This window comes from Tahibacter soli, assembly GCF_025717065.2.
GTDB lineage: Bacteria > Pseudomonadota > Gammaproteobacteria > Xanthomonadales > Rhodanobacteraceae > Tahibacter > Tahibacter soli.
Map to the genome: position 1 here is coordinate 272,487 of NZ_JAOVZO020000003.1, position 21,229 is coordinate 293,715.

The 21,229-nt window shown below is 67.4% G+C and carries 18 protein-coding genes and 2 tRNA genes; 19 read left to right on the forward strand and 1 reads right to left on the reverse strand.

Going from position 1 to position 21,229, the window contains the following annotated elements; translation table 11 throughout:
• The first annotated feature begins 163 nt into the window (after positions 1 to 163).
• The 3 genes from rplU to cgtA all read left to right on the forward strand — a co-directional run bounded on the left by rplU (position 164) and on the right by cgtA (position 2,066).
• Positions 164 to 478 (forward strand): 50S ribosomal protein L21, encoded by a 315-nt coding sequence (rplU, locus tag OD750_RS03560; protein ID WP_263542834.1) that lies wholly within the window; start codon positions 164 to 166, stop codon positions 476 to 478.
• A 15-nt stretch (positions 479 to 493) separates the two neighbouring features.
• Complete coding sequence (rpmA, locus tag OD750_RS03565; protein ID WP_263542835.1) at positions 494 to 751, forward strand: 50S ribosomal protein L27; 258 nt, start codon at positions 494 to 496, stop codon at positions 749 to 751.
• Between the two features lie 268 nt (positions 752 to 1,019).
• Complete coding sequence (gene cgtA, locus OD750_RS03570; protein WP_263542836.1) at positions 1,020 to 2,066, forward strand: Obg family GTPase CgtA; 1,047 nt, start codon at positions 1,020 to 1,022, stop codon at positions 2,064 to 2,066.
• Positions 2,067 to 2,317: 251 nt separating this feature from the next.
• On the opposite strand, the gene rpsT is transcribed toward cgtA, so the two are convergent.
• Complete coding sequence (gene rpsT, locus OD750_RS03575) at positions 2,318 to 2,581, reverse strand: 30S ribosomal protein S20 (protein ID WP_263542837.1); 264 nt, start codon at positions 2,579 to 2,581, stop codon at positions 2,318 to 2,320.
• A 98-nt stretch (positions 2,582 to 2,679) separates the two neighbouring features.
• Here rpsT and murJ point away from each other — a divergent pair, with 98 nt between their 5' ends.
• The 16 genes from murJ to OD750_RS03655 all read left to right on the forward strand — a co-directional run bounded on the left by murJ (position 2,680) and on the right by OD750_RS03655 (position 21,220).
• A complete protein-coding gene (gene murJ / locus OD750_RS03580) occupies positions 2,680 to 4,287 on the forward strand; it encodes a murein biosynthesis integral membrane protein MurJ (RefSeq protein WP_263542838.1) in 1,608 nt (535 codons plus the stop codon).
• Between the two features lie 73 nt (positions 4,288 to 4,360).
• Positions 4,361 to 6,436 (forward strand): serine/threonine-protein kinase, encoded by a 2,076-nt coding sequence (locus OD750_RS03585; protein ID WP_263542839.1) that lies wholly within the window; start codon positions 4,361 to 4,363, stop codon positions 6,434 to 6,436.
• Positions 6,437 to 6,484: 48 nt separating this feature from the next.
• Positions 6,485 to 7,441, forward strand: a complete 957-nt coding sequence (locus OD750_RS03590; protein WP_263542840.1) for a bifunctional riboflavin kinase/FAD synthetase — start codon at positions 6,485 to 6,487, stop codon at positions 7,439 to 7,441.
• 47 nt (positions 7,442 to 7,488) lie between these two features.
• The gene (ileS, locus tag OD750_RS03595; RefSeq protein WP_425508216.1) at positions 7,489 to 10,383 is read left to right on the forward strand and encodes an isoleucine--tRNA ligase; all 2,895 of its coding nucleotides are present in this window, start codon (positions 7,489 to 7,491) and stop codon (positions 10,381 to 10,383) included.
• Positions 10,383 to 10,901 carry a signal peptidase II gene (gene lspA / locus OD750_RS03600; protein WP_263542842.1) on the forward strand — a complete coding sequence of 173 codons (519 nt, stop codon included), beginning with the start codon at positions 10,383 to 10,385 and terminating at the stop codon, positions 10,899 to 10,901. Before ileS ends, lspA begins: the two co-directional genes overlap by 1 nt.
• 34 nt (positions 10,902 to 10,935) lie before the next feature.
• Positions 10,936 to 11,886, forward strand: coding sequence for a 4-hydroxy-3-methylbut-2-enyl diphosphate reductase (gene ispH, locus OD750_RS03605; RefSeq protein WP_263542843.1), 951 nt, complete (start codon positions 10,936 to 10,938; stop codon positions 11,884 to 11,886).
• A 126-nt stretch (positions 11,887 to 12,012) separates the two neighbouring features.
• Complete coding sequence (locus OD750_RS03610) at positions 12,013 to 12,573, forward strand: GspH/FimT family pseudopilin (RefSeq protein WP_263542844.1); 561 nt, start codon at positions 12,013 to 12,015, stop codon at positions 12,571 to 12,573.
• Between the two features lie 7 nt (positions 12,574 to 12,580).
• Complete coding sequence (gene pilV / locus OD750_RS03615) at positions 12,581 to 13,132, forward strand: type IV pilus modification protein PilV (protein WP_263542845.1); 552 nt, start codon at positions 12,581 to 12,583, stop codon at positions 13,130 to 13,132.
• A gap of 8 nt (positions 13,133 to 13,140) precedes the next feature.
• Positions 13,141 to 14,469, forward strand: a complete 1,329-nt coding sequence (locus OD750_RS03620) for a PilW family protein (protein ID WP_263542846.1) — start codon at positions 13,141 to 13,143, stop codon at positions 14,467 to 14,469.
• Between the two features lie 10 nt (positions 14,470 to 14,479).
• Positions 14,480 to 15,160 carry a pilus assembly PilX family protein gene (locus OD750_RS03625; RefSeq protein ID WP_263542847.1) on the forward strand — a complete coding sequence of 227 codons (681 nt, stop codon included), beginning with the start codon at positions 14,480 to 14,482 and terminating at the stop codon, positions 15,158 to 15,160.
• Positions 15,161 to 15,183: 23 nt separating this feature from the next.
• On the forward strand, positions 15,184 to 18,957 hold the full coding sequence (locus OD750_RS03630; RefSeq protein WP_263542848.1) for a pilus assembly protein: 3,774 nt from the start codon (positions 15,184 to 15,186) through the stop codon (positions 18,955 to 18,957).
• A 137-nt stretch (positions 18,958 to 19,094) separates the two neighbouring features.
• Entirely contained in the window at positions 19,095 to 19,526 is a 432-nt protein-coding gene (locus tag OD750_RS03635; protein WP_263542849.1) for a type IV pilin protein, read from the forward strand.
• 61 nt (positions 19,527 to 19,587) lie between these two features.
• Positions 19,588 to 19,663: transfer RNA gene (locus OD750_RS03640), tRNA-Thr, on the forward strand.
• A gap of 69 nt (positions 19,664 to 19,732) precedes the next feature.
• Positions 19,733 to 19,807, forward strand: a tRNA-Val gene (locus OD750_RS03645).
• Positions 19,808 to 19,991: 184 nt separating this feature from the next.
• Positions 19,992 to 20,360 carry a DUF3060 domain-containing protein gene (locus OD750_RS03650; protein WP_263542850.1) on the forward strand — a complete coding sequence of 123 codons (369 nt, stop codon included), beginning with the start codon at positions 19,992 to 19,994 and terminating at the stop codon, positions 20,358 to 20,360.
• A gap of 44 nt (positions 20,361 to 20,404) precedes the next feature.
• Positions 20,405 to 21,220 (forward strand): class I SAM-dependent methyltransferase, encoded by an 816-nt coding sequence (locus OD750_RS03655; protein ID WP_263542851.1) that lies wholly within the window; start codon positions 20,405 to 20,407, stop codon positions 21,218 to 21,220.
• Positions 21,221 to 21,229 lie beyond the last annotated feature (9 nt).

Genomic DNA, 21,229 nt, shown 5'->3' on the forward strand with positions numbered 1-21,229 from the left:
ATCGCGGCGATGCCAAGCCGACGCGGCCGCATGCGCTGGTCAGTATTTGACCATCGGCCGCGAAGCCGCTATTCTTCCGCGCCCTTTTTCCGGCCGGGGTATTCCCGTGTCCGGGGGGCGCAGCAACACCGCGGTTTTGAGAATAACTACAGAGGAATCATCCATGTACGCAGTCATCGTCACCGGCGGCAAGCAGTACCGCGTGATGCAGGGCGAAACGCTCCGCGTCGAACTGCTGCCGGCGGAAGTCGGTTCCAGCATCACGTTCGATCAGGTTCTCCTGGTCGGCGAAGGCGATCAGATCACCATCGGTGCGCCGCTCGTGTCGGGCGCCGGCGTCGTCGCGACCGTCAAGAAGCACGGCCGCGCCGACAAGATCCGCATCGTCAAGTTCCGTCGCCGCAAGCATTTCCGCAAGGAAACCGGCCACCGGCAGCATTTCACCGAAGTCGAGATCACCGGCATCAACGCCGGCTGAGCCTGGGAGCAAGTCATGGCACATAAGAAGGGCGTAGGCTCGAGCCGCAACGGTCGCGATTCGAACCCGAAGTATCTCGGCGTCAAGATCTACGGTGGCGAAGCCATCAACGCCGGCAACATCATCATCCGCCAGCGCGGCACCCAGTTCCATCCGGGTACCGGCGTCGGCATCGGCCGCGACCACACGATCTATGCCGTCATCGACGGCAAGGTCGAGTTCTCGGTCAAGGGCCCGAACAGCCGCCGTACGATCAGCGTCGTTCCGGTCTGATCGCAAGCGTCGCAAGCTTTCGCGAGAGCCCCGCTTCGGCGGGGCTTTTCGTTTGTAGGCTCGTCTTTTCGCTCGTTTTTCTGCTCGCTACTTGCTCGTCATCCCAGCGAAAGCTGGGATCCAGCCTTTGAAGTTACTTTCGGCGCCGAAAAGCTGGATTCCAGCTTTCGCTGGAATGACGAGCGAAGTGCCCCAAATTGCCTCCGCGACGGCCGATTGCCGTCCGAACGCGTCGTCATTCTCCTTTCCGCCCAAAGAACCCAACGCCATGAAATTCGTCGACGAAGCTGAAATCCAGGTGCAGGCCGGCAACGGCGGCAACGGTTGCGCGAGCTTCCGGCGCGAGAAATTCATTCCGTTCGGCGGCCCCGACGGCGGCGACGGCGGCGCGGGCGGCAGCATCTACGTCGTCTCCGACGAGAACCTCAACACGCTCATCGATTTTCGCCATCAGCGCCACTTCAAGGCCGGCCGCGGCGAGAACGGCATGAGCCGCCAGATGCACGGCAAGAACGGCGAGGACCTGGAGATCCGCGTGCCGGTCGGCACCGTGGTCGTCAACGTCGACACCGACGAGGTCATCGGCGACCTGACCGAGCACGGCCAGCGCGTGAAAGTCGCGCAGGGCGGCGACGGCGGCCTGGGCAACATCCATTTCAAGAGCTCGACGAACCGTGCGCCGCGCAAAGCGACGCAGGGCCGCGAAGGCGATACGCGCGAGCTCAAGTTCGAACTGAAGCTCCTGGCCGACGTGGGCCTGCTCGGTTTTCCGAACGCCGGCAAGTCGACGTTCATCCGCGCGGTGTCGGCGGCGACGCCGCGCGTCGCCGACTATCCGTTCACGACGCTGCATCCGAATCTCGGCGTCGTGCGTATTGACACCGACCAGAGCTTCGTCGTCGCCGACATTCCGGGCCTGATCGAAGGCGCCGCTGACGGCGCCGGCCTCGGCATCCAGTTTCTCAAGCACGTCGCGCGCACGAGCCTTCTGCTGCATCTCGTCGACATGGCGCCGCTCGACGGCGAGACCGATCCGGTCGAGCAGGTCAGGGCGATCGAGGCCGAGCTGAAGAAGTTCGATCCGGAGCTGCTCGCGCGCCCGCGCTGGCTCGTCATGAACAAGGGCGATCTGCTGACGCCCGAAGACCGCGAAAAAACGGCGAAGGCGATCGTCAAGAAACTGAAGTGGAAGGCGCCGTGGTACGTGATTTCCGCGATCGGCCGCGAGGGCACCTGGCAGGTCTGCCTCGACGCGCAGAAGTTCTTCGACGAGGCGAAGCGCGACGCGCTGGAAGCCGCGCGAGGCGACAGATGATCGCCGCCGGCGCGCGGACAGTCGGTCATCCGGCCGTCGTCGGCCGCGTGCGGGCAACAAAAAAGCCGGCTCTCGCCGACTTCATTCACTCGACAAAAAAGCCGGCTTTCGCCGGCCACATACGCCCATTAAAAAAGCCGGCTTTCGCCGGCCACGTACGCCCATTAAAAAAGCCGGCTTTCGCCGGCCACATGTGCTCATTAAAAAAGCCGGCTTTCGCCGGCTTTTTCGCTGAACCGCTCACGCGTCGATCAGGCCAGGGCCTTGATATGCGCGGTCAGGCGGCTCTTGTGGCGCGCGGTCTTGTTCTTGTGGATCAGGCCGCGGCTGCCGTAGCGGTCCATGATCGGCTCGGCGACCTTGTACGCGGCTTCGGCGGCGGTCTTGTCCTTCGACTCGATCGCCTTGACGACTTTCTTGATCGCGGTGCGCAGCATCGAACGGGCACTGACGTTGCGCTGGCGGCGCACTTCGGCCTGACGAGCGCGCTTCTTCGCGGATTTGATGTTGGCCAAGGGAAAACTCCAGACGGAAGGCTTGAAAAAAGACGGATGAGTGTAAAGATGGCGCGCCCCGGCGTCAACCGGAAACGTCCACGGACGGAGTTTTTTGCGTGAAGTCCCCCAGTCTACTACGTTCGCTGGCCTCGTTCAGCGGCATGACGTTCATTTCCCGCCTGCTCGGCCTCGCGCGCGACGTCGCGATTTCGGCCGCGTTCGGCGCGGGCGCCGCGACCGACGCGTTCTGGGTCGCGTTCCGCATCCCGAACTTTTTGCGCCGATTGTTCGCGGAGGGCTCGTTCTCGCTCGCGTTCGTGCCGATCCTGACCGAGGTCAAGGAAACGCGGTCGCACGAGGAGCTGAAAGAACTCGTCGCGCGCACGGCCGGTACGCTCGGCGGCGTGCTGCTGCTCGTGACGGCGCTCGGCGTGATCGGCGCCGAAGGGCTGACGTGGCTGTTTTCGCCCGGCGCCTACGACGAGCCGGGCAAGATGCAGCTGACGGCCGACCTCTTGCGCGTGACGTTTCCGTTCCTGCTGTTCGTGTCGCTGACGGCACTCGCCGGCGGCGTGCTCAACGCGTTTCACCAGTTCGCGCTGCCGGCGCTGACGCCGGTGATCCTGAACCTGTGCATGATCGCCGGCGCGCTGTGGCTCGCGCCGCGGCTCGACGTGCCGATCATGGCGCTGGGCTGGGCGATATTGGCGGCCGGCTTGCTGCAGTTGCTGTTCCAACTGCCGGCGCTGCGCAAGATCGGGCTTCTGGGCGTGCCGCGCTGGGGCTGGAACCATCCGGACGTGAAGCGCATCCGCCAGGTGATGCTGCCGACGCTGTTCGGCTCGTCGATCGCGCAGATCAACCTGCTGCTCGATACGCTGATCGCGTCGTATCTCGTCACCGGTTCGCAGACGTGGCTGTCGCAGAGCGATCGCCTGCTCGAATTTCCGCTCGGCATCTTCGGCGTGGCGCTCGGCACGGTGATCCTGCCGAGCCTGGCGCGCCATCACGTGACGACCGACGCCGACGGTTTCGCCAAGGCGCTCGACTGGGGTCTGCGCACGGCGCTCCTGATTTCCGTGCCGGCGATGCTCGGCCTCGTGCTGCTGGCCGAGCCGCTCGTGTCGACGCTGTTCCAGCACGGCCGCTTCACCGCGCACGACGTCGCGATGGCGAGTCTGTCGCTGTCGGCGCTCTCGCTCGGGCTGCCGGCGTTCGCGCTGGTCAAGGTCGTCGCGCCGGCGTTCTACGCGCGCCAGGACACGACGACGCCGGTGCGCGCCGGCGTCGCCGCGATGGTCGCGAACATGGGCCTGAACCTCGTCTTCGTCGCCGCGCTGTTCGCACTGTGGCATCGGCCGGGCGATCTCGACGGCGGCGTACTCGCCGCGATATCGCGCGTGCCGGGCCTGCATGCGGGCCTGGCACTGGCGAGCGCGCTGGCGAGCTATCTGAACCTGTGGCTGCTGTGGCGGTCTTTGGGTCGTGCCGGCGTGTACCGCCGCCAGCCGGGCTGGATACGGCATCTCGTGCGGCTCGGCGGCGCCTGCGCGGCGATGGTGGCGGTGCTCGTGGCCGGGCTGTGGCTGTGGCCCGACTGGACCCCGCTCGGCGCGCTCGAACGTATCCACCGCCTCGGCGCGCTCGTGGCGGCGGGCGGCGTCACCTTCATTGTGGTTCTGTTTACTTTGGGATTCAGGGTAAAAGACCTGAGGGCCGTCTAAGCTTTCGAGCCGGCGCGGTCGCACGCTGCGGCGTCAGGAGGCGACAGGGGGAGCGATGAGCGGCGTGGAACGCATGCGGCAACTGCGAGACCTGTTCGAGACGGCGATCGAGCTCGATCCGCTCGCGCGCGACGCGTGGCTCGCGCAGTGGATGGAGCGCGACGAGGCCGTCGGCGCCGCGCTGCGGCGCCTCATCGACCAGGACGTGAGACTCGCCGGCGCCCGCACGCGGCGCCCGTTCGGCGCCATGCTCGTCGACGACGAGCGCCTGTGCGCCGGCATGACCGTCGGCGCCTACACGCTCGAAGAAGAAATCGGCCGCGGCGGCATGGGGCAGGTGTTTCGCGCCACGCGCCGCGACGCGTCGTCGCAGCCGCCGGTGGCGATCAAGCTGATGCGCCGCGACCGCGTGAACCCCGCGCTGCTGCGGCGCTTTTCGACCGAACGCCATATCCTGGGCGCGCTCGACCATCCCGGCATCGCGCGCCTCATCGATGCCGGCACGACCGACGACGGCACGCCGTTCGTCGTGATGGAACTCGTGCGCGGCAGCGCGATCCTCGACTGGTGCGACCGGCGCGGGCTCGGCCTGTGGCGCCGGCTGGAACTCTTCCGCAAGGTGCTCGCCGCGGTCGCGCACGCGCACGCCAACCTCGTCGTGCATCGCGACATCAAGTCCGGCAACGTGCTGGTCACCGACGGCGGCGAGCCGCGTCTGCTCGATTTCGGCATCGCCAAGCCGCTCGGGCGCATCGACGGCGCCGACCGCACCGCGACGGCCGACCAGTTCGTTTCGCTGTTCACCGCCGCGCCCGAGCAGCTCGAAGGCGGGCCGGTCACGGTCGGCTGCGACGTCTACGCGCTCGGCATGCTGCTGTACCAGCTGCTGTGCGGTCGCCCGCCGTTCGAGTTCGGCACGATGACGCCGGGCGAAATCGACCGGGCGATCCGGCAGATGCCGCCGCCGTCGATGGCGAGCCGCATCGGCGAAGTCGATGCGACGATCGTGCGTTCGCGCGGCCTTGCGCGCGCGCGCGACCTGCGCGCCGGCTTGCGCGGCGACATCGAGCACATCGTGCAGCGCTGCCTGCGCAAGAGCCCGGACGAGCGCTACGCGACGGTCGAACAGCTCGACCACGACATCGACCACGCGATGCTCGGCCTGCCGATCCGCGAGCGCCAGAGCGACGGCTGGTATCGCTGGCGCCGCTTCGTCGCGCGCCATCGCGTGAGCGCGGCGCTGTTCGCGGCCGTGATCGTCGCCGTGGTCGCCGCGGCCGGTCTCGGCGTGCGCGCCCATGCGCGGCTCGTCGCCGAGCGCGATCGCGCCGAGCACACGGCGAATCTCTTCACGCAGGCGTTCGCTGCGACCAATCCGCTGGAGCTGACCGAGCCCGGCGTCAGCGCGCGCGAAGTGCTCGACGCGGCGCGCGAGCCGCTCGAAGCGATGTACCGCACGCATCCGGACACCTACGCGAACATCGCCGGCCGGCTGGCGCAGGCGGAACTCGCGGCCGGTTCGTACGCGCGCGCCTCGGAACTTGCCCAGCGCGCCGTATCGGCCGCCTCGCAGGCGCGGCTCGGCGCCGGCGACGTCGCGCCGCTCCTGACGCTCGACGCGCGGGCGCGCATCGCGCTCGGCGACTATGCCGCGGCCGACGTGCTGCTCGACTGGGCCGAGCGCCAGGGCGGCGCGCAGGCGCCGGGATGGAAGCTCGCCAAGGGCCGGCTGCTGTTCCGGCGCGAGCGCTGCGACGAAGCGATCGCGACGCTGCGCGGCGCGCTCGACGACAACGCCGCCGACGGCGAAACGACGCTCGCCTTGCGACGCGAGCTGGCCGACGTGCTGCGCGCGGCGCAGCGCCCGGGCGAGGCGGTCGTGCTGCTCGACCAACTGGTCGCGTCGCTCGAGGCGCAGCTTGGCCCGGGACATCCGCAGCTCGTGCTGAGCCGGTTGCAGCGTTTCGAGGCATTGCGCGACGCCGCGGCGCCGCCGCCGGCGGTGCTGACGCAGGCGCGCGATGTCGCCGGCGAGTCGGGACGCGGCCTCGGTGCGGCGGGAGCAACCGCGATCAAGGCGCGGCTCGCGCTTGCCGACGGGCCGCCGACGCCGATGCCGCGCTGCCGCGACGACGCCGGAGGACCGTGATCGCGCGGCGGCGTTGTGCACCGCAGCGCACCCGCTATACTCCCGACGATGCGTACGCTGTTTCGAGATGCCGCGGGGCCAACGCTCGCGCCGCACGGCAGCGTGGTCTGTATCGGTGCGTTCGATGGCGTGCATCTCGGCCATCGCCATGTGCTCGACCACGTCCGCCTTCGCGCCGAACACCTTGACCTGACGCCGATCGCCATCACGTTCGAGCCGATCCCGCGCGAGTTCTTCGCGCGTGGGCAGCCCGTGCCCCGCCTTGCGTCGGCCGGCGAGAAGATCGCCCGGCTGCGCGATGCGGGCATGCGCCGCGTGCTGTCGCTGCGCTTCGATGCGCGTCTGGCGGCGATGTCGGCCGAGGATTTCGTCGAGCGCGTGCTGGCGCGGCGCCTGTCGGCCCGCGAGGTGCTGGTCGGGCGCGATTTCCGTTTCGGCCACAAGCGCGCCGGCGATATTGCCTTGCTCGCGCGCCTGGGCGAACGCTACGGTTTCGGCGCGGGCGAGATCGCGCCGTTCGATCTCGACGGCGAACGCGTGTCGAGTTCGGCGATCCGCGAACGGCTCGCGGCGGGACGTTTCGACGACGCGGCACGCCTGCTGGGCCGGCGTTTCGCGATCGGCGGGCACGTCGTGCGCGGGCAGCAACTCGGTCGCAAGCTCGGCTATCCGACCGCGAATCTGCGCCTGGGCCGTCGCACGGCGCCGGTCGGCGGCATTTTCGCGGTGCGCGTGCACGGCATCGGCGCGGTGGCGCTGCCCGGCGTCGCAAGCCTCGGCGTGCGGCCGACGGTGAACGGCAAGGAGCCGCTGCTCGAAGCGCACCTGTTCGACTTCGACGGCGACCTGTACGGCCGCCGTATTGAAGTGGAATTCGTGGAAAAGTTGCGAGATGAAGAAAAATTTGCGGACCTCGACGCCATGGTCCGGCAGATCGACGACGACGCCGCGCAAGCGCGGCGCATCCTGGGCGTAACGAGGGCGCAAGCCGGAGCCGCATTGTGACGATCGACTACAAGAACACCATCAATCTGCCCGAAACGGCGTTCGCGATGAAGGCCGACCTCGCCAATCGCGAGCCGGGCATGCTCGCGCAGTGGGAAAAGAGCGATCGCTACGCGGCCATTCAGCGCCACACCGCCGGCCGCAAGCACGAATTCGTGCTGCATGACGGCCCGCCGTACGCGAACGGCGTGATCCACATCGGCCATGCGGTCAACAAGATCCTGAAGGACGTCGTCGTCAAGTCGAAGCTGATGGCCGGTTTCCGCTCGCCCTACGTGCCGGGCTGGGACTGCCACGGCTTGCCGATCGAGCTGCAGGTCGAGAAGGAAATCGGCAAGGTCGGACAGAAGGTCGACGCGCGTACGTTCCGCCAGAAGTGCCGCGAGTACGCCGCGAAGCAGATCGACCTGCAGCGCGCCGACTTCAAGCGCCTGGGCGTGCTCGGCGAATGGGAAAACCCGTATCGCACGATGGACTTCAAGTACGAGGCGGACATCATCCGCGCGCTCGGCAAGATCGTCGAGAACGGGCATCTCACGCGCGGCGCCAAGCCGGTGCACTGGTGCTTCGACTGCGGCTCGGCGCTCGCCGAGGCCGAGATCGAATACGCGGACAAGACCTCCCCGGCGATCGACGTCGCGTACGACGCGCAGGATCCGGCCGAACTCGCCGCGCGCTTCGGTGAGGTCGATCCTACTCTGTTCGAGGATTGGGCGATTGGTGGCGAGGTCATTGTTGCCGTGCCGATCTGGACGACTACGCCTTGGACGCTGCCGGCGAGCATGGCTGTCTCGCTCGGCCCCGATCTGGAATATGTGCTGGTCGAAGGTCCCGCGCGCAACGACTGCCGTGTGCTGCTCGTCATCGCCGATGCATTGGCGGAGAAGGCGTTGCATCGCTATGGCGTCGAGAAGGTCAAGGTGCTTGGCCGCACGAAGGGCGCCACGCTGGAGGGGATGAAGCTCAAGCATCCGTACCTTGCCGATCGCGAAATCCCGCTGATCCTCGGCGACCACGTGTCGGCCGAGGACGGCACCGGCGCCGTGCACACCGCGCCGGCGCACGGCGTGGAAGACTTCACGGTCGGCCAGAAGTACGGCATCGCGGTGGTCAATCCGGTCGGCGGCAACGGCGTGTTCCTGCCCGACACGGCGCTGTTCGCCGGCCAGCACGTGTGGAAGGCGAACGACACGATCATCGAGACGCTGCGCGAGCGCGGCGTACTGTTGTCGCATACTTCCATCGTCCACAGTTATCCGCACTGCTGGCGCCACAAGACGCCGGTCGTGTTCCGCGCGACGCCGCAATGGTTCATCAGCATGGACCAGGCCGGCCTGCGCGCGCGCGCGCTCACGGCGATCGAAAAGGAAGTGTCGTGGTTTCCGTCGTGGGGCCGCGAGCGCATCCACGGCATGGTCGCCGGCCGTCCCGACTGGTGCATCTCGCGCCAGCGCACCTGGGGCGTGCCGATCGCGCTGTTCGTGCACAAGTCCACGAGCGAGCCGCATCCGCGTTCGCAGGAGCTGATGGAGGAAGTCGCCCGGCGCGTCGAGCAGGGCGGCGTCGACGTGTGGTACGAACTCGACGCGGCCGAACTCATCGGTGCCGACGCCGAGCACTACGAGAAGGTCACCGACATTCTCGACGTCTGGTTCGACTCCGGCGTGAGCCACTACTGCGTCGTTCAGGCGCGCGACTACCTGCGCCCGAAAGACGCCGGCGACAAGGTGATCTACCTCGAAGGCTCGGACCAGCATCGCGGCTGGTTCCATTCGGCGCTGCTGACATCGGTCGGCATGTTCTCGCGCGCGCCGTACGATCAGGTGCTCACGCACGGTTTCGCGGTCGACGCGCAGGGCCGCAAGATGTCCAAGTCGCTCGGCAACGTCGTCGCGCCGCAGTCGGTGATGAAGACGCTCGGCGCCGACGTGCTGCGCCTGTGGGTGGCCTCGACCGACTACCGCAACGAAATGAGCGTGTCGGACGAAATCCTGAAGCGCGTGTCGGACGGCTATCGCCGCATCCGCAATACCGCGCGCTTCCTGCTCGGCAATCTCGCGGGCTTCGACCCGGCGAAGGATCTCGTCGCGGTCGAGGAAAGTCTTCTGCTCGACCAGTGGGCCGTGCAGCAGGCGCACGACGTGCAGACCGCCGTGATCGCCGCTTACGAGCGCTACGACTTCCCCGAGATCGTGCAGCGCATCCAGAATTTCTGTACGAATGAACTCGGTTCGCTGTATCTCGACATCACCAAGGATCGTCTCTACACGATGCCGACCGCGAGCCGCGGCCGGCGGTCGGCGCAGAGCGCGATGTATCGGATACTCGAAGCGCTGGTGCGCTGGCTCGCACCGATCCTGTCGTTCACGGCCGAGGAAATCTGGGCCGCGATGCCGGGCGAGCGTCACGAGTCGGTGCTGTTCGAGACGTGGTACGACGGCCTCGCCGCGACGCAGGGCTCGCCGCAGCAGCGGCAGTGGTGGGGCGACCTCATCGCGATCCGCGCGCAGACGTCGAAGGTGCTCGAAGGCATGCGCGCGCTCGGCGCGATCGGCGCGTCGCTCGAGGCCGAAGTCACGCTGCATGCCGATGTCGATCTCGCCGACCGCTACGCCGACGTCGCCGACGAACTGCGCTTCTTCTTCATCACCTCGCGGCTCGATCTGGCGGCGCTGCGCGATCGACCGGCGTTTTCGGTCGTCGCGCCGAAGCTCGGCTTCGACGCCTACGTCGACGACGAGGCCGCGCCGACGACGCTCGCATTGAAGGCCGATCTCGCCGAACACGACGTGTGGGTGATCGCGAAGAAGAGCGACGCGATCAAATGCATCCGCTGCTGGCACTATCGTGCCGACGTCGGCGCGAATCCGGCACATCCGGACATCTGCACGCGCTGCGTCGAGAACGTCGAGGGCGCCGGCGAAGCGCGCAGGCACTTCTGATGAACGCCGTCGCCGCCCATCGGCCTCACCCGAACGCGCTGGTCTGGCTCGTGCTGTCGGCCGCGATCATCGCGCTCGACCAGTGGACCAAGCACATCGCGCTCGCGCATCTCGTCGAAGGAATGCCGCAGCCGGTGATTCCGGGGTTTCTGAACTGGACGCTCGCGTTCAACACGGGCGCGGCCTTCAGCTTCCTCGCCGACGCCGGCGGCTGGCAGCGCTGGGGTTTCGGCGTGCTCGCGATTACCGTCAGCGCCGTGCTGGCGGTGTGGCTTTCGCGCACGCCGCGCGGCGACTGGCCGACCGCCGCGCCGCTCGCGCTCGTGATCGGCGGTGCATTGGGCAATCTCGTCGATCGCGTGCGCTACGGTCATGTCGTCGACTTCATCCAGACGTACTACTGGCCCGGCCAGGAGTTTCCGGCGTTCAACATTGCCGACTCGGCGATCAGCGTCGGCGCCGTGATGATGATCCTCGTCAGCCTGTTCGGTGGGAAAGACGGGCAGGGCGCGCGATAATGCCGCAGCTTACGCTTTCGGAGTTGCCGTCGTAATGGAAGTGCTGCTCGCCAATCCGCGCGGTTTCTGCGCCGGCGTCGACCGCGCGATCGAGATCGTCGAACGCGCGCTCGACCTCTTCGGCGCACCGATCTACGTGCGTCACGAAGTGGTGCACAACCGTTTCGTCGTCGACGGCCTGCGCCAGCGCGGCGCGGTGTTCGTCGACGAACTCGAAGAGGTGCCGAACGGCGCGACGGTGATCTTCAGCGCGCACGGCGTGTCGCAGACGGTGCGCGTCGAAGCGCAGCGGCGCGAACTGCGCGTGTTCGACGCGACGTGTCCGCTCGTGACGAAGGTGCACATGGAAGTGGCGCGCCATTGCAAGGCCGGTCGCGACGTCGTGCTGATCGGCCACGCCGGCCACCCCGAAGTCGAAGGCACGCTCGGGCAGTGGCTCACCTCCGGCGCGACCGGCGAGATCTACCTCGTCGAAACGCCGGAAGACGTCGCGCGCCTGGTGCCGAAGAATCCGCGCAACATGGCCTACGTGACGCAGACCACGCTGTCGGTCGACGACACGAAGGCGGTCATCGATGCGCTGCGCAGGCACTTCCCGGAGGTGCTCGGTCCGCGCCACGACGACATCTGCTACGCGACGCAGAACCGCCAGGACGCCGTGCGCGAACTCGGCCAGCGCTGCGATCTCGTGCTCGTCGTCGGTTCGGTCAACAGTTCCAATTCGAACCGCCTGCGCGAACTGGCCGAAAAGCAGGGCGTACCCGCGTTCCTGATCGACGACGCGGCCGACATCCGCGACGAATGGCTCGTCGGCAAGCAGCGCATCGGCGTCACGGCCGGCGCGTCGGCGCCGGAGCAGCTCGTTCGCGGCGTCGTCGACCGGCTAACGCGAGAATCCAGTGGCACGGTTACGGAGCTTTCCGGCGAGCCCGAAGGCGTGACATTTGCGCTGCCAAAAGAGTTGCGCATCCAATTGATTGGATAGGATTCGCATTCCGTACCTGCCGGGCTGTCCACTTGTCCGGCAATTGCTACCTCGCAAGCCCGGCCTCCTTGCCGGTCCATACGCCGCCCGCTAGCGTAGCGTGGACACGGGTGTATGGGGTTCGATATGTCGCGGCATTCACAGGTGGGCTCGGCCGGGCGCGCAAGACGCGGGCGTGGCTTCACGCTGCTGGAACTGATGGTCGTCATCGGCATCATCGCGATCGCGGCGGGCATCGCCCTGCCGAACATGCGCGAGATGCTGCTCAAGAACTCCGCGAGCGATCTGGCCAATCAGCTGGTCGGCGACTTGAATCTCGCGCGCCAGGAAGCGGTCAAGCGCGGCGTGCGCGTCGCGGTGACCAGCGCCACGAACGGGTCGAACTGGACGACCGGCTGGACCGTCACCGCCGACAAGCAGCGTGACGGGACTTTTTCCGACCTCGTGCGTACGTCGGGTGCGGTACGCGAGGGCTTCACGGTCGGCAGCAAGTCGACCGGCACGGGCGGCACCGACGGGCGCCTGATCTTCGACGTGACCGGCTCGCTCGAGATCCCGGGCGGATTCGACCTCAACGTCTGCAGGCCGACGGGCGGCCCGACGAAGGCGCGCTGGGTACACGTTTACCCGTCGGGCATGACCACCTCCCGCCGCGACACGACCGGCTCGCCGGCTCCTTCCTGCTGAGGCCACTATGTCGATCACTCAACGTCGTTCGGCCGGATTCTCGCTGCTCGAGGTCATGGTCGCGCTCGCGATTTTCAGCGTCGGCCTGCTCGGGCTCGGCGGCCTGCTGGTCGTTTCGGTCAAGACCAACCACAGCGCCTACAACCGCACGCAGGCGACCTTCCTCGCGCAGAGCATGGCCGATCGCATCCGTGCGAATCGCCAGGGCCTGTGGACGGACCGGTTCAACGGCAACTACTCGGCGGCGACCGCGACACCGCCGGGCAACACCTGCGAAACCACGGCCGGCTGCTCGGTCAACGACATGATCCTGCGCGAACGCGCGATGTGGAGCGCCCAGCTCGCCGCGTTCCTGCCGAACGTCGCCGCCAACGTCAATTGCACGCCGGTGGCCGGCGGCTCCGTGGTCACCTCGCAGCAGCAGGAGGGCGACCCGCCGTTCAACGGGCTGTGCACGATCCGTATGACCTGGTCCGAGGCGAACGTCGACACGAACCAGGATTCGACCGCGACGAGTTCGCGCCGCGACCAGACGTTTGCCTGGGTGTTCCAGCCGTGAGTTCGTCCATGAACGCAATCCGCATCGAATTCCGCCGTCGCGCACGCGGCTTCAGCCTGATCGAAGTCATGGTGGCGATGGCGCTGGGCCTGCTCGTGTCGATCGGCCTCATCGCCGTGTTCAACACGACCGGGAAGATCAACCGCGTGCAGGAAGCGCTGGCGCGCCTGCAGGAGAACGGCCGCTACGCGACCACGCGTATCAGCGAGACCGCCCGCAGCGCCGGCACGCAGTACTGCAATACGACGTCGGGCTATTCGACCAAGACGGTCGGCAACGGCCCGCAGTACCCGGCGCGCACGCCGTTCGTGTTCTCGACGCTCGTCGCGACGACCGACACGTTCGCCGACAGCAACAACGCGATTCCGGCGCCGCCGGCCGGCTGGGTGGCCGATACCGCGTATCCGCTGAGTCCGCGTTACTTCCTGCAAGGTTACGAATGCACCGCATCGACGTGCACGCCGGCCGTTCCGGCCGGACCGGGCCGCAAGGGCCTGCCGGCGGCCGGCACGACCGCCGGTTCGCGCGTGCCGGGGACCGACGTGCTCACGATGCGCTTCCAGGGCGGCACCGGCTGGAGCGCGACCTGCGCGCTTGCGGGCACGACGCCGACCGTGCTCGCGAGGCCCGCGACCGGCGACGACACGCTGAATTTCCAGAACGGCGATCTCGCCCTGTACTCCGACTGCAATTCGTCGCAGATCATGAAGGTCAATGCCGCGGGCACGCTCCTGACCGCGACGTCGCTGCTGCCGAACGGCGCGAACCGCTGTCCGGCGGGCGGCACGGCGCGCGGCGATACGCGCGTGTTCAACTTCTCGCGCGATTTCCGCACCGTCACGTACTACCTCGGCCTCAAGGCCGACACGAACCCGGACGCGCCGACCGGCCGCGTGATTTCGTCGCTGTACCGCCGCGTCAACGGCGGCGAACCGGAGGAGTTGGTCGAAGGCGTCGAACGGCTCGATTTTCTGTACGGCTTCGAGCATGCCAACGGCACCGTGCGCATGCTGACGGCCGACCAGGTCGAAGCGCAGAGCAACGCCACGAACTGCCCGCCGAAGGCGCCGGACCTGACGGCGCTAGAACCGGGCTGCCTGTGGCGCGCGGTCACGAGCATCGAAGTGCACATGCTCGTCAACTCGGTGCGCGACCAGTACGACCTGTCGTCGGTGGACACCGCGTTCCGCTACAGCATCGGCGATCCGTGGTTCGGCAGTGCGCCGACCGCTTCGCCGGCGGCGACCGCGAACATGCCGGTTACCGGCCTGAAGGCCGGACGCATGATGCGCCGCGAATTCGTCGCGACGATCTCCGTGCGCAACTTCTCTCTCTAAAGGCCGTGCCATGAGCATGAAGCGATTCGACTTTGCAAAGGCTCGGCAGCAGCGCGGCGCGGTGCTGTTCGTCGCGATGATCTTCCTGATCCTCATCACCGTGATGGCGGTGACCGCGTCGTGGAATTCGGTGCTGCAGGAGCGGATGACCGGCGGCATGCGCAACCGGCAGCTCGGCATGCTCGGCGCCGAAAGCGCGCTGCGCTTCGGCGAATCGTACGTCTGGAACGCCGTCGACCGCGCGAACATTTCCGACGGCTGCCTGCCGTTGCGCTGCGACGCCAACGGGGGCCAGGGCGGCTGCTACATCTCGGCGAGCGACGGCACGCTGCCGGCGCCGGTGCAGACGTTTCGAACGTCGGCGGTGTGGAACGCGTCGGCCGGCCTTTCGTACACGCCGACGGTGACCGGGCTCTCGGGCCAGTACGAGTCGGGTTCGCTCGCCGCGCAGCCGCGCTACATCATCGAAGAAGTCACCACGGTCAATCGCAGCGGGGTCGTCCCCGCCGGCGGCGGCGGCGGTTTCATCATGCTCGGCGCCGACAACGATCGCGGCAAGAACACCGGCGGCATCGGCGAGCGCACGCTGTACCGCGTCACGTCGCGCAGTCTCGGCGGTTCGGACGCGGTGCTGCGCGTCGCCGAATCGACATTCGAAGCGAAGAAAATCACCGGTTGCAATCCGAACTGAGCGGCTTGCGGAGCGAGATTCCCATGAACATTCAACGGTTTATCGATCTGCGCGTCAGCGCATCGTCCGCGGCGCTCCTCGTCGCCGCGGTTCTGGCGTCGCCTGCGGCGCAGGCCGGTCGCGTCGACCTGCTCGCCACGCCGCCGGACATCACCGCGTCGGTCGACCCGAACCTCGCCGTCAGCTTCGACGACTCCGGTTCGATGGCGTGGACGTATCTCGGCGACAAGCGCCCGTACGACGACCAGGCATGGAGCGGCCCGTGGCGCTGCGCCGGCGTCATCGACGCCGAAGTGACCGACCGCAGCAATCCGGCGTCGCGCGCGATGAACGGCGTGTACTACAACCCGAACATCACCTACAGCCCGCCGCTGTTCAAGGACGGCTCGTCGTTCCCGCAGGCCGACGCGACCCTGACCGCGGTCTGGCAGGACGGCATCGCCGCGAATCGCCCGGTCAACGGCGTGGGCGCGACCGGCACGGTCTCGTACGCGAACAATCCCGACACGCCGGCCGATGCCAGCGCATCGGGCCGCACGAACCTCATGGGCACCAAGCCGGCCACTGGCACCGATCGTCGCTGGGACTGCGACGCGAACGGCGCGACCGCCACCAACGGCACCGGCAGCAATCCGTTCGCGGGCGGCGGCCCGTACTACTACCGCTACACCGGCCCGAGCTTCGTCGACGCGTCGGGCAACGTCATCACGGCGACGCTGTACAACACCGCGAACTGGACCGCCGTGGCCGTGCCGGCCAGCCAATATCAGAACTTCGCGAACTGGTACGCGTACTACCGCACGCGCACGCTCGCGGCGCGTTCGGCGCTGTCGCGCGTGTTCGGTTCGCTCGGCGAGAACATCCGCGTCGCGTGGCAGACGATCTGGCCGAAGAACTACAACGGCTCGCACGCGTGGAGCGTCGCGTTCGACACCAACACGATCATCAGCAACCTGACCGACACGAACAACACCGGCTTCGCCGCCGCGAACAACTTCCGCACGAACTTCTTCAACTGGCTCTACCAGGTCGGCGCGCGCGACGGCACGCCCGACCGTGAAGCGACGCAGCGCGCCGGCAACCTGTTCAAGGCCGGCAGCGCGTCGACGCTCAATCTGACGAATCCGTACTTTCAGCCCGGCATCGGCGGTGCGGCTGGCCGCGAACTGTCGTGCCGCCAGAACTTCCACGTGCTCGTGACCGACGGTTACTGGAACGGCACGAACGGCAACGTCGCAACGCCGTCGCCGCAGGTAACGGGCGCCGTCGATCTGCCGAGGACCGGCAACGGCACGACGGGAACGCTGCAGCCGTTCAACTATTCGCCGTCGGACGCGGAATCCCGCATCTACTGGGACGTCAAGCCGAACGACTACGACAAGTCGCTCGCCAACGTGGCGTTTTCCTACTGGGCGAACGACCTGCGTACCGATCTCGACAACACCGTCGCGCCGTATTTTCCGGACAAGAGCACGAACCTTGACGGGACCGGTACGCTCGCGGCCGGCGCCGATCCGGCCTCCAACAAGGTCGTGTTCTTCAATCCGGCGAACGATCCGGCCACCTGGCAGCACGTCGTGCAGTTCATGGTCGCCCTCGGCATCGACGGCACGCTGCGCTTCCCGAACGACTTCGCGGCGCTGCGCGGCCCGTCCGGCACGGGCGCCAAATCGTGGCCGACGCCGGCCGCCGACCAGCGCTCGGCAGTCGACGACATGTGGCACGCGGCGATCAACAGCCGCGGTGCGTACTTCTCGGCGTCGAATCCGACCGAGCTCGTCAACTACCTCACCGAGATCATCAACAGCATCCTCGTGCGCCGCTCGGCCTCGACGGCGCTGACGAGCTCGATCTCGACACTCACCGCGACGACGCAGGGCTACGCCGGCGGCTACGATTCGTCGGACTGGTCCGGCTTCCTGTTCCGCCGCGGCTTCCAGGCCAACGGCCAGCCGTCCGACACGATCGTGTGGGATGCCGGCTGCATTCTGACGGGCGGGCAGTGCAACGCGACCAACAGCAACGTCGGCGGCGGACGCGATCCGAATTCGCGCGTCATCGCGACGTCGAAGGGTACGACCGGCAGCGGCGGCTTCGCATTCCGCTGGGCCAGCCTGTCGACGGCGCAGAAAACCGCGCTGAACAAGGACGGCACGACCGGCGCGACCGACGCCTACGGCGAAAAGCGCCTCGACTGGGCGCGCGGCGTGCGCACGCAGGAAACCTCGACGAATCCGACGTTGCGCCGCCGCTCGTCGCTGCTCGGCGCGATCGTCAATTCGCGTCCGAAGTACCTGTCGGCACCGGAATCGGACTACAAGGACGACTACTGGCCGGCGGGCTCCGCGGAAGCGACCTCGACGCAGAAGTACTCGAACTTCGTCGAAAGCAACCGCACCCGCACGCCGACCGTCTTCGTCGGCTCCAACGACGGCATGCTGCACGCGTTCGACGCCGCGACGGGCGCCGAATCCTGGGCGTTCGTACCCAATACGGTGATCGCGAACGGGCGCATGACGAAGATGACCGCGACCGGTTCGACGGCGCTCGTGCCGGGCGTCGATGATACGGCGGTGACCGCGGACATGTTCTTCGGCGGCGGCTGGCGCACGATGCTCGTCGGATCCACGCGCATGGGCGGACGCGGCGTGTTCGCGATCGACGTGACGAATCCGGCGATCGGCAGCGAAGGCACGCTCGCGAGCAAGGTCCAGTGGGAAATCACCGGCGGCATCACGCCGGGCTTCGACAACCTCGGCTACACGTACGCGTCGGCCAACACCGCGCGCGTGCGCTACAACAACAAGTGGGTCGCGGTCATTTCCAGCGGCTACTTCCCGAAGGACACGACCGATCCGCTGTACAGCCTGCCGGCGGCGTCGACCGACCAGTCGTCGCTGTTCGTCGTCGACATGGAAACCGGCGCGCTGATCAAGGAAATCCGCACGCCGGCCGGTATCACGAGCTACGGCCTGTCGACGCCCGCGGTTGCGGGCCCCGACCCGATCGTCACCACCGTCGTCGCCGGCGATCTGGCCGGCAACCTGTGGCGCTTCGACCTCTCGAGCGCGGATACGGCGCAGTGGAAAGCCGAGCTGATGTTCAAGACGTACACCGGCCTGACAGACATCGGCAAGCTGCCGATTTCGGTCGAACCGATCCTGTTCCGCGATCCGGTCGCCGACGGCATCTGGCTGTTCGGCACCGGCAAGTTCCTCGGCGCGGAAGACCGCACGAACGCCGGCGTCGCGACGCAGCAGTTCTTCGGCATCCGCGACTACGGCGCGGGCTCGACGAACTATCCGATCACGATCAGCCAGCTCGTCGTGCAGGACATGACGCAGTCGGGCAACGACCGCAGTCTCACGCAGCTGCCGGTGCCGGCGTCGAATCGCGGCTGGCGCTTCGAGCTCGACGAGCGCGCGGGCGAGCGCGACGTCGTATCGGCGCTCGACATCGACAACGGTACGACGGCGCTCCTGACGACCTTGCTGCCGAAGGGCGACGATCCTTGCGACCCGGGTCGTTCGGGCTCGATCATGATCGTCAATGCGGCGAACGGCGGCGCGCCGGATCGTCCGGTGTTCAGCAACGGCAGCACGCAGACGGCGATCGGCGTCGTCGGCCGCTTCGTGCCGGGCGGCAACGGAGAAAGCCCGATTCCGATCTCCGGTTCGCCGAGTCTGCTCGACCTCAAGGGCGGCGGCGGCATCATCATCACCGGTCTGACGGGCTTGACGATCAACGATCCCTACTGGCACCGCGGCGCCTGGCGCAACCTGCTCGACAAGCTGTAGCGGCGTTCGCGCCGCCCGCATGACCGCCGCCGCGCTCAGACGCGGCGGCGGTGCGAAGCGGGATCGGCGGCGCGGCGCCGGACCGGAACTGTTTCTTAAACCACAGTTGTACTATTGGTTATCAGCTCGAGGTGAATATGAAATCCAGGGGCGGCAGTGCGGGATTCACGCTGATCGAACTCGTGGTCGTCGTGGCGATCATCGCCATACTCGCGGGATTTGCCGTGTACAACTACGGTCAGTACAGCTTCAAGAGCCGCCGCGCGGACGGCCGCGAGTTCCTGTTGCGCATCGCCGGGGCGCAGGAGCGTTTCTATACGAATTTCAATCGCTATACCGACCAGTTCGGGGCGGGCGGCCTGGGTCTCACCGGCGCAACCGCGAACCGCTCGGACCGCGGCTACTACGACGTCGCGATCGCGCTCGGCGCGAACAATCAGGACTTCACGTTGACGGCGACGCCGCGCGTGGCCCAGGCGCAGGACAAGTGCGGGCAGTTGAAGCTCGACAGCCGCGGCAAGAAGGAAGCCACCGGCGCCGCGAGCCACCCCGGCGAAGTTTGTTGGTAAAGATGCGCCGACGTTGTTGAGTCGGCGCGAATCAGTCCCTATAATGCGCGGCTCCCACGGCGCCGACGTAGCTCAGTTGGTAGAGCAACTGATTCGTAATCAGTAGGTCGGAGGTTCGACTCCTCTCGTCGGCACCATCGGGATCTGGCAACACGTCGCGCGTTTGCGCCCCACGCGAGTGGCGGCTAGACTGCGCGGCCTCGGTCGGGCGGTTAGCTCAGCGGTAGAGCACTGCTTTCACACGGCAGGGGTCACAGGTTCAAACCCTGTACCGCCCACCACTTCCGTCTTCGACGGAAGTTCCCGCCGATACGCTGCGGCAATCCGTCGCGCGAATACTTCCCCCGCTTGAACGCGCTCCCGCTAGGCGGTCGATTACGACCGTTCGGAGCCTTGCCCGCGCCCGCCGCGCCGTCGGGAAAAAACGCGCCGCTATAATGCCGCGACGCAATCGCGAGGTCGGCCATGCACACCATCATTCGTTCGCTTTCGGCCCTCACCCTGGGCTTCGCCGCCGGTTCCGCGCTGGCCGAACCGCCGCCGGTCACGGTCAAGCAGGAAGGTCAGACATTCGAGCATTTCTGCGCCGAAGAAGAGGGCGCCGTCTTCATCGGCTCGAACAACCAGATCACCGCATCCGGCGGCTGCACGTCGATCCGCGTCGAAGGCTCGAACAACATCGTGTCGATCGGCCGAACGACGAGCATCGCGATCAACGGCGATCAGAACCGCATCACCTGGCAGAGCAACGCGAACGGCAACGTCAAGCCGCCGGTTTCCGACGTCGGCAAGGGCAATACCGTACGCCACGCGGACGAAGACGCCTCGCAGTAAACCCGGCACTTGGCGCCGCGTCGCCGGCGCGGCATCGTCGCCGCATGAACGAGCGCAACCCGCAAGCCGAGCAGATGGGCGACGCGTCCATGGCGCGCAATCTCGCGTATCAGGCCGAGGCGATCTGGCCGCAGGAACGCCTGCTGTTCGATCGCTACGCGTTCGCCGGCACGCCGCGCATCCTCGACCTCGGCTGCGGCACCGGCGAGATCACGCGGCGTCTCGCGCAGCGTTATCCCGAGGCCGAACTCGTCGGCGTCGACATTCTCGACGGCAATCTCGCGATCGCACGCCGTGAAAGCGCGAGCTTCGGCGGGCGCGTGCGCTACGAAGTCGGCGATGCGTTCGCGCTGGCCTGCCGCGACGCGAGCTTCGATCTCGTCGTGTGCCGGCACATGTCGCAGGCCGTGCCCGACTTTCGCCGCGTGTTCGACGAGATCACGCGCGTGCTCAGGCCCGGCGGCTGGCTGCACCTCGTCTCCGAAGACTACGGCATGCTGCACCTGCCGCGCGGCACGCGCGATGCCGACCGCTTCTGGATCGACACCGTATTTCCGTACCTCGACGGCATCGGCTGCGACAGCCGCGTCGGACGTCATTCGTGGCCGCTGTTCGAACGCGCGGGCTATCGCGACGTCGCCGTCGACTACGTCGTCGTCGATACGCTGCGGGTGCCGCGCGCGTCGTTCGCCGGCATCCTGCGCTCGTGGCGCGACGGCTATGCGCCGGTGCTCGCCGAGTCGAGCCGGCGCGAGATCGACGATGTGCGCGCCGACTTCGACGCGATGATCGCGTCGATCGAAGATCCGGCGCGCTACGCCGTCTGGCACGTGCCCGTGATTTCCGGGCGACGCGCCTGACGTCCGCCG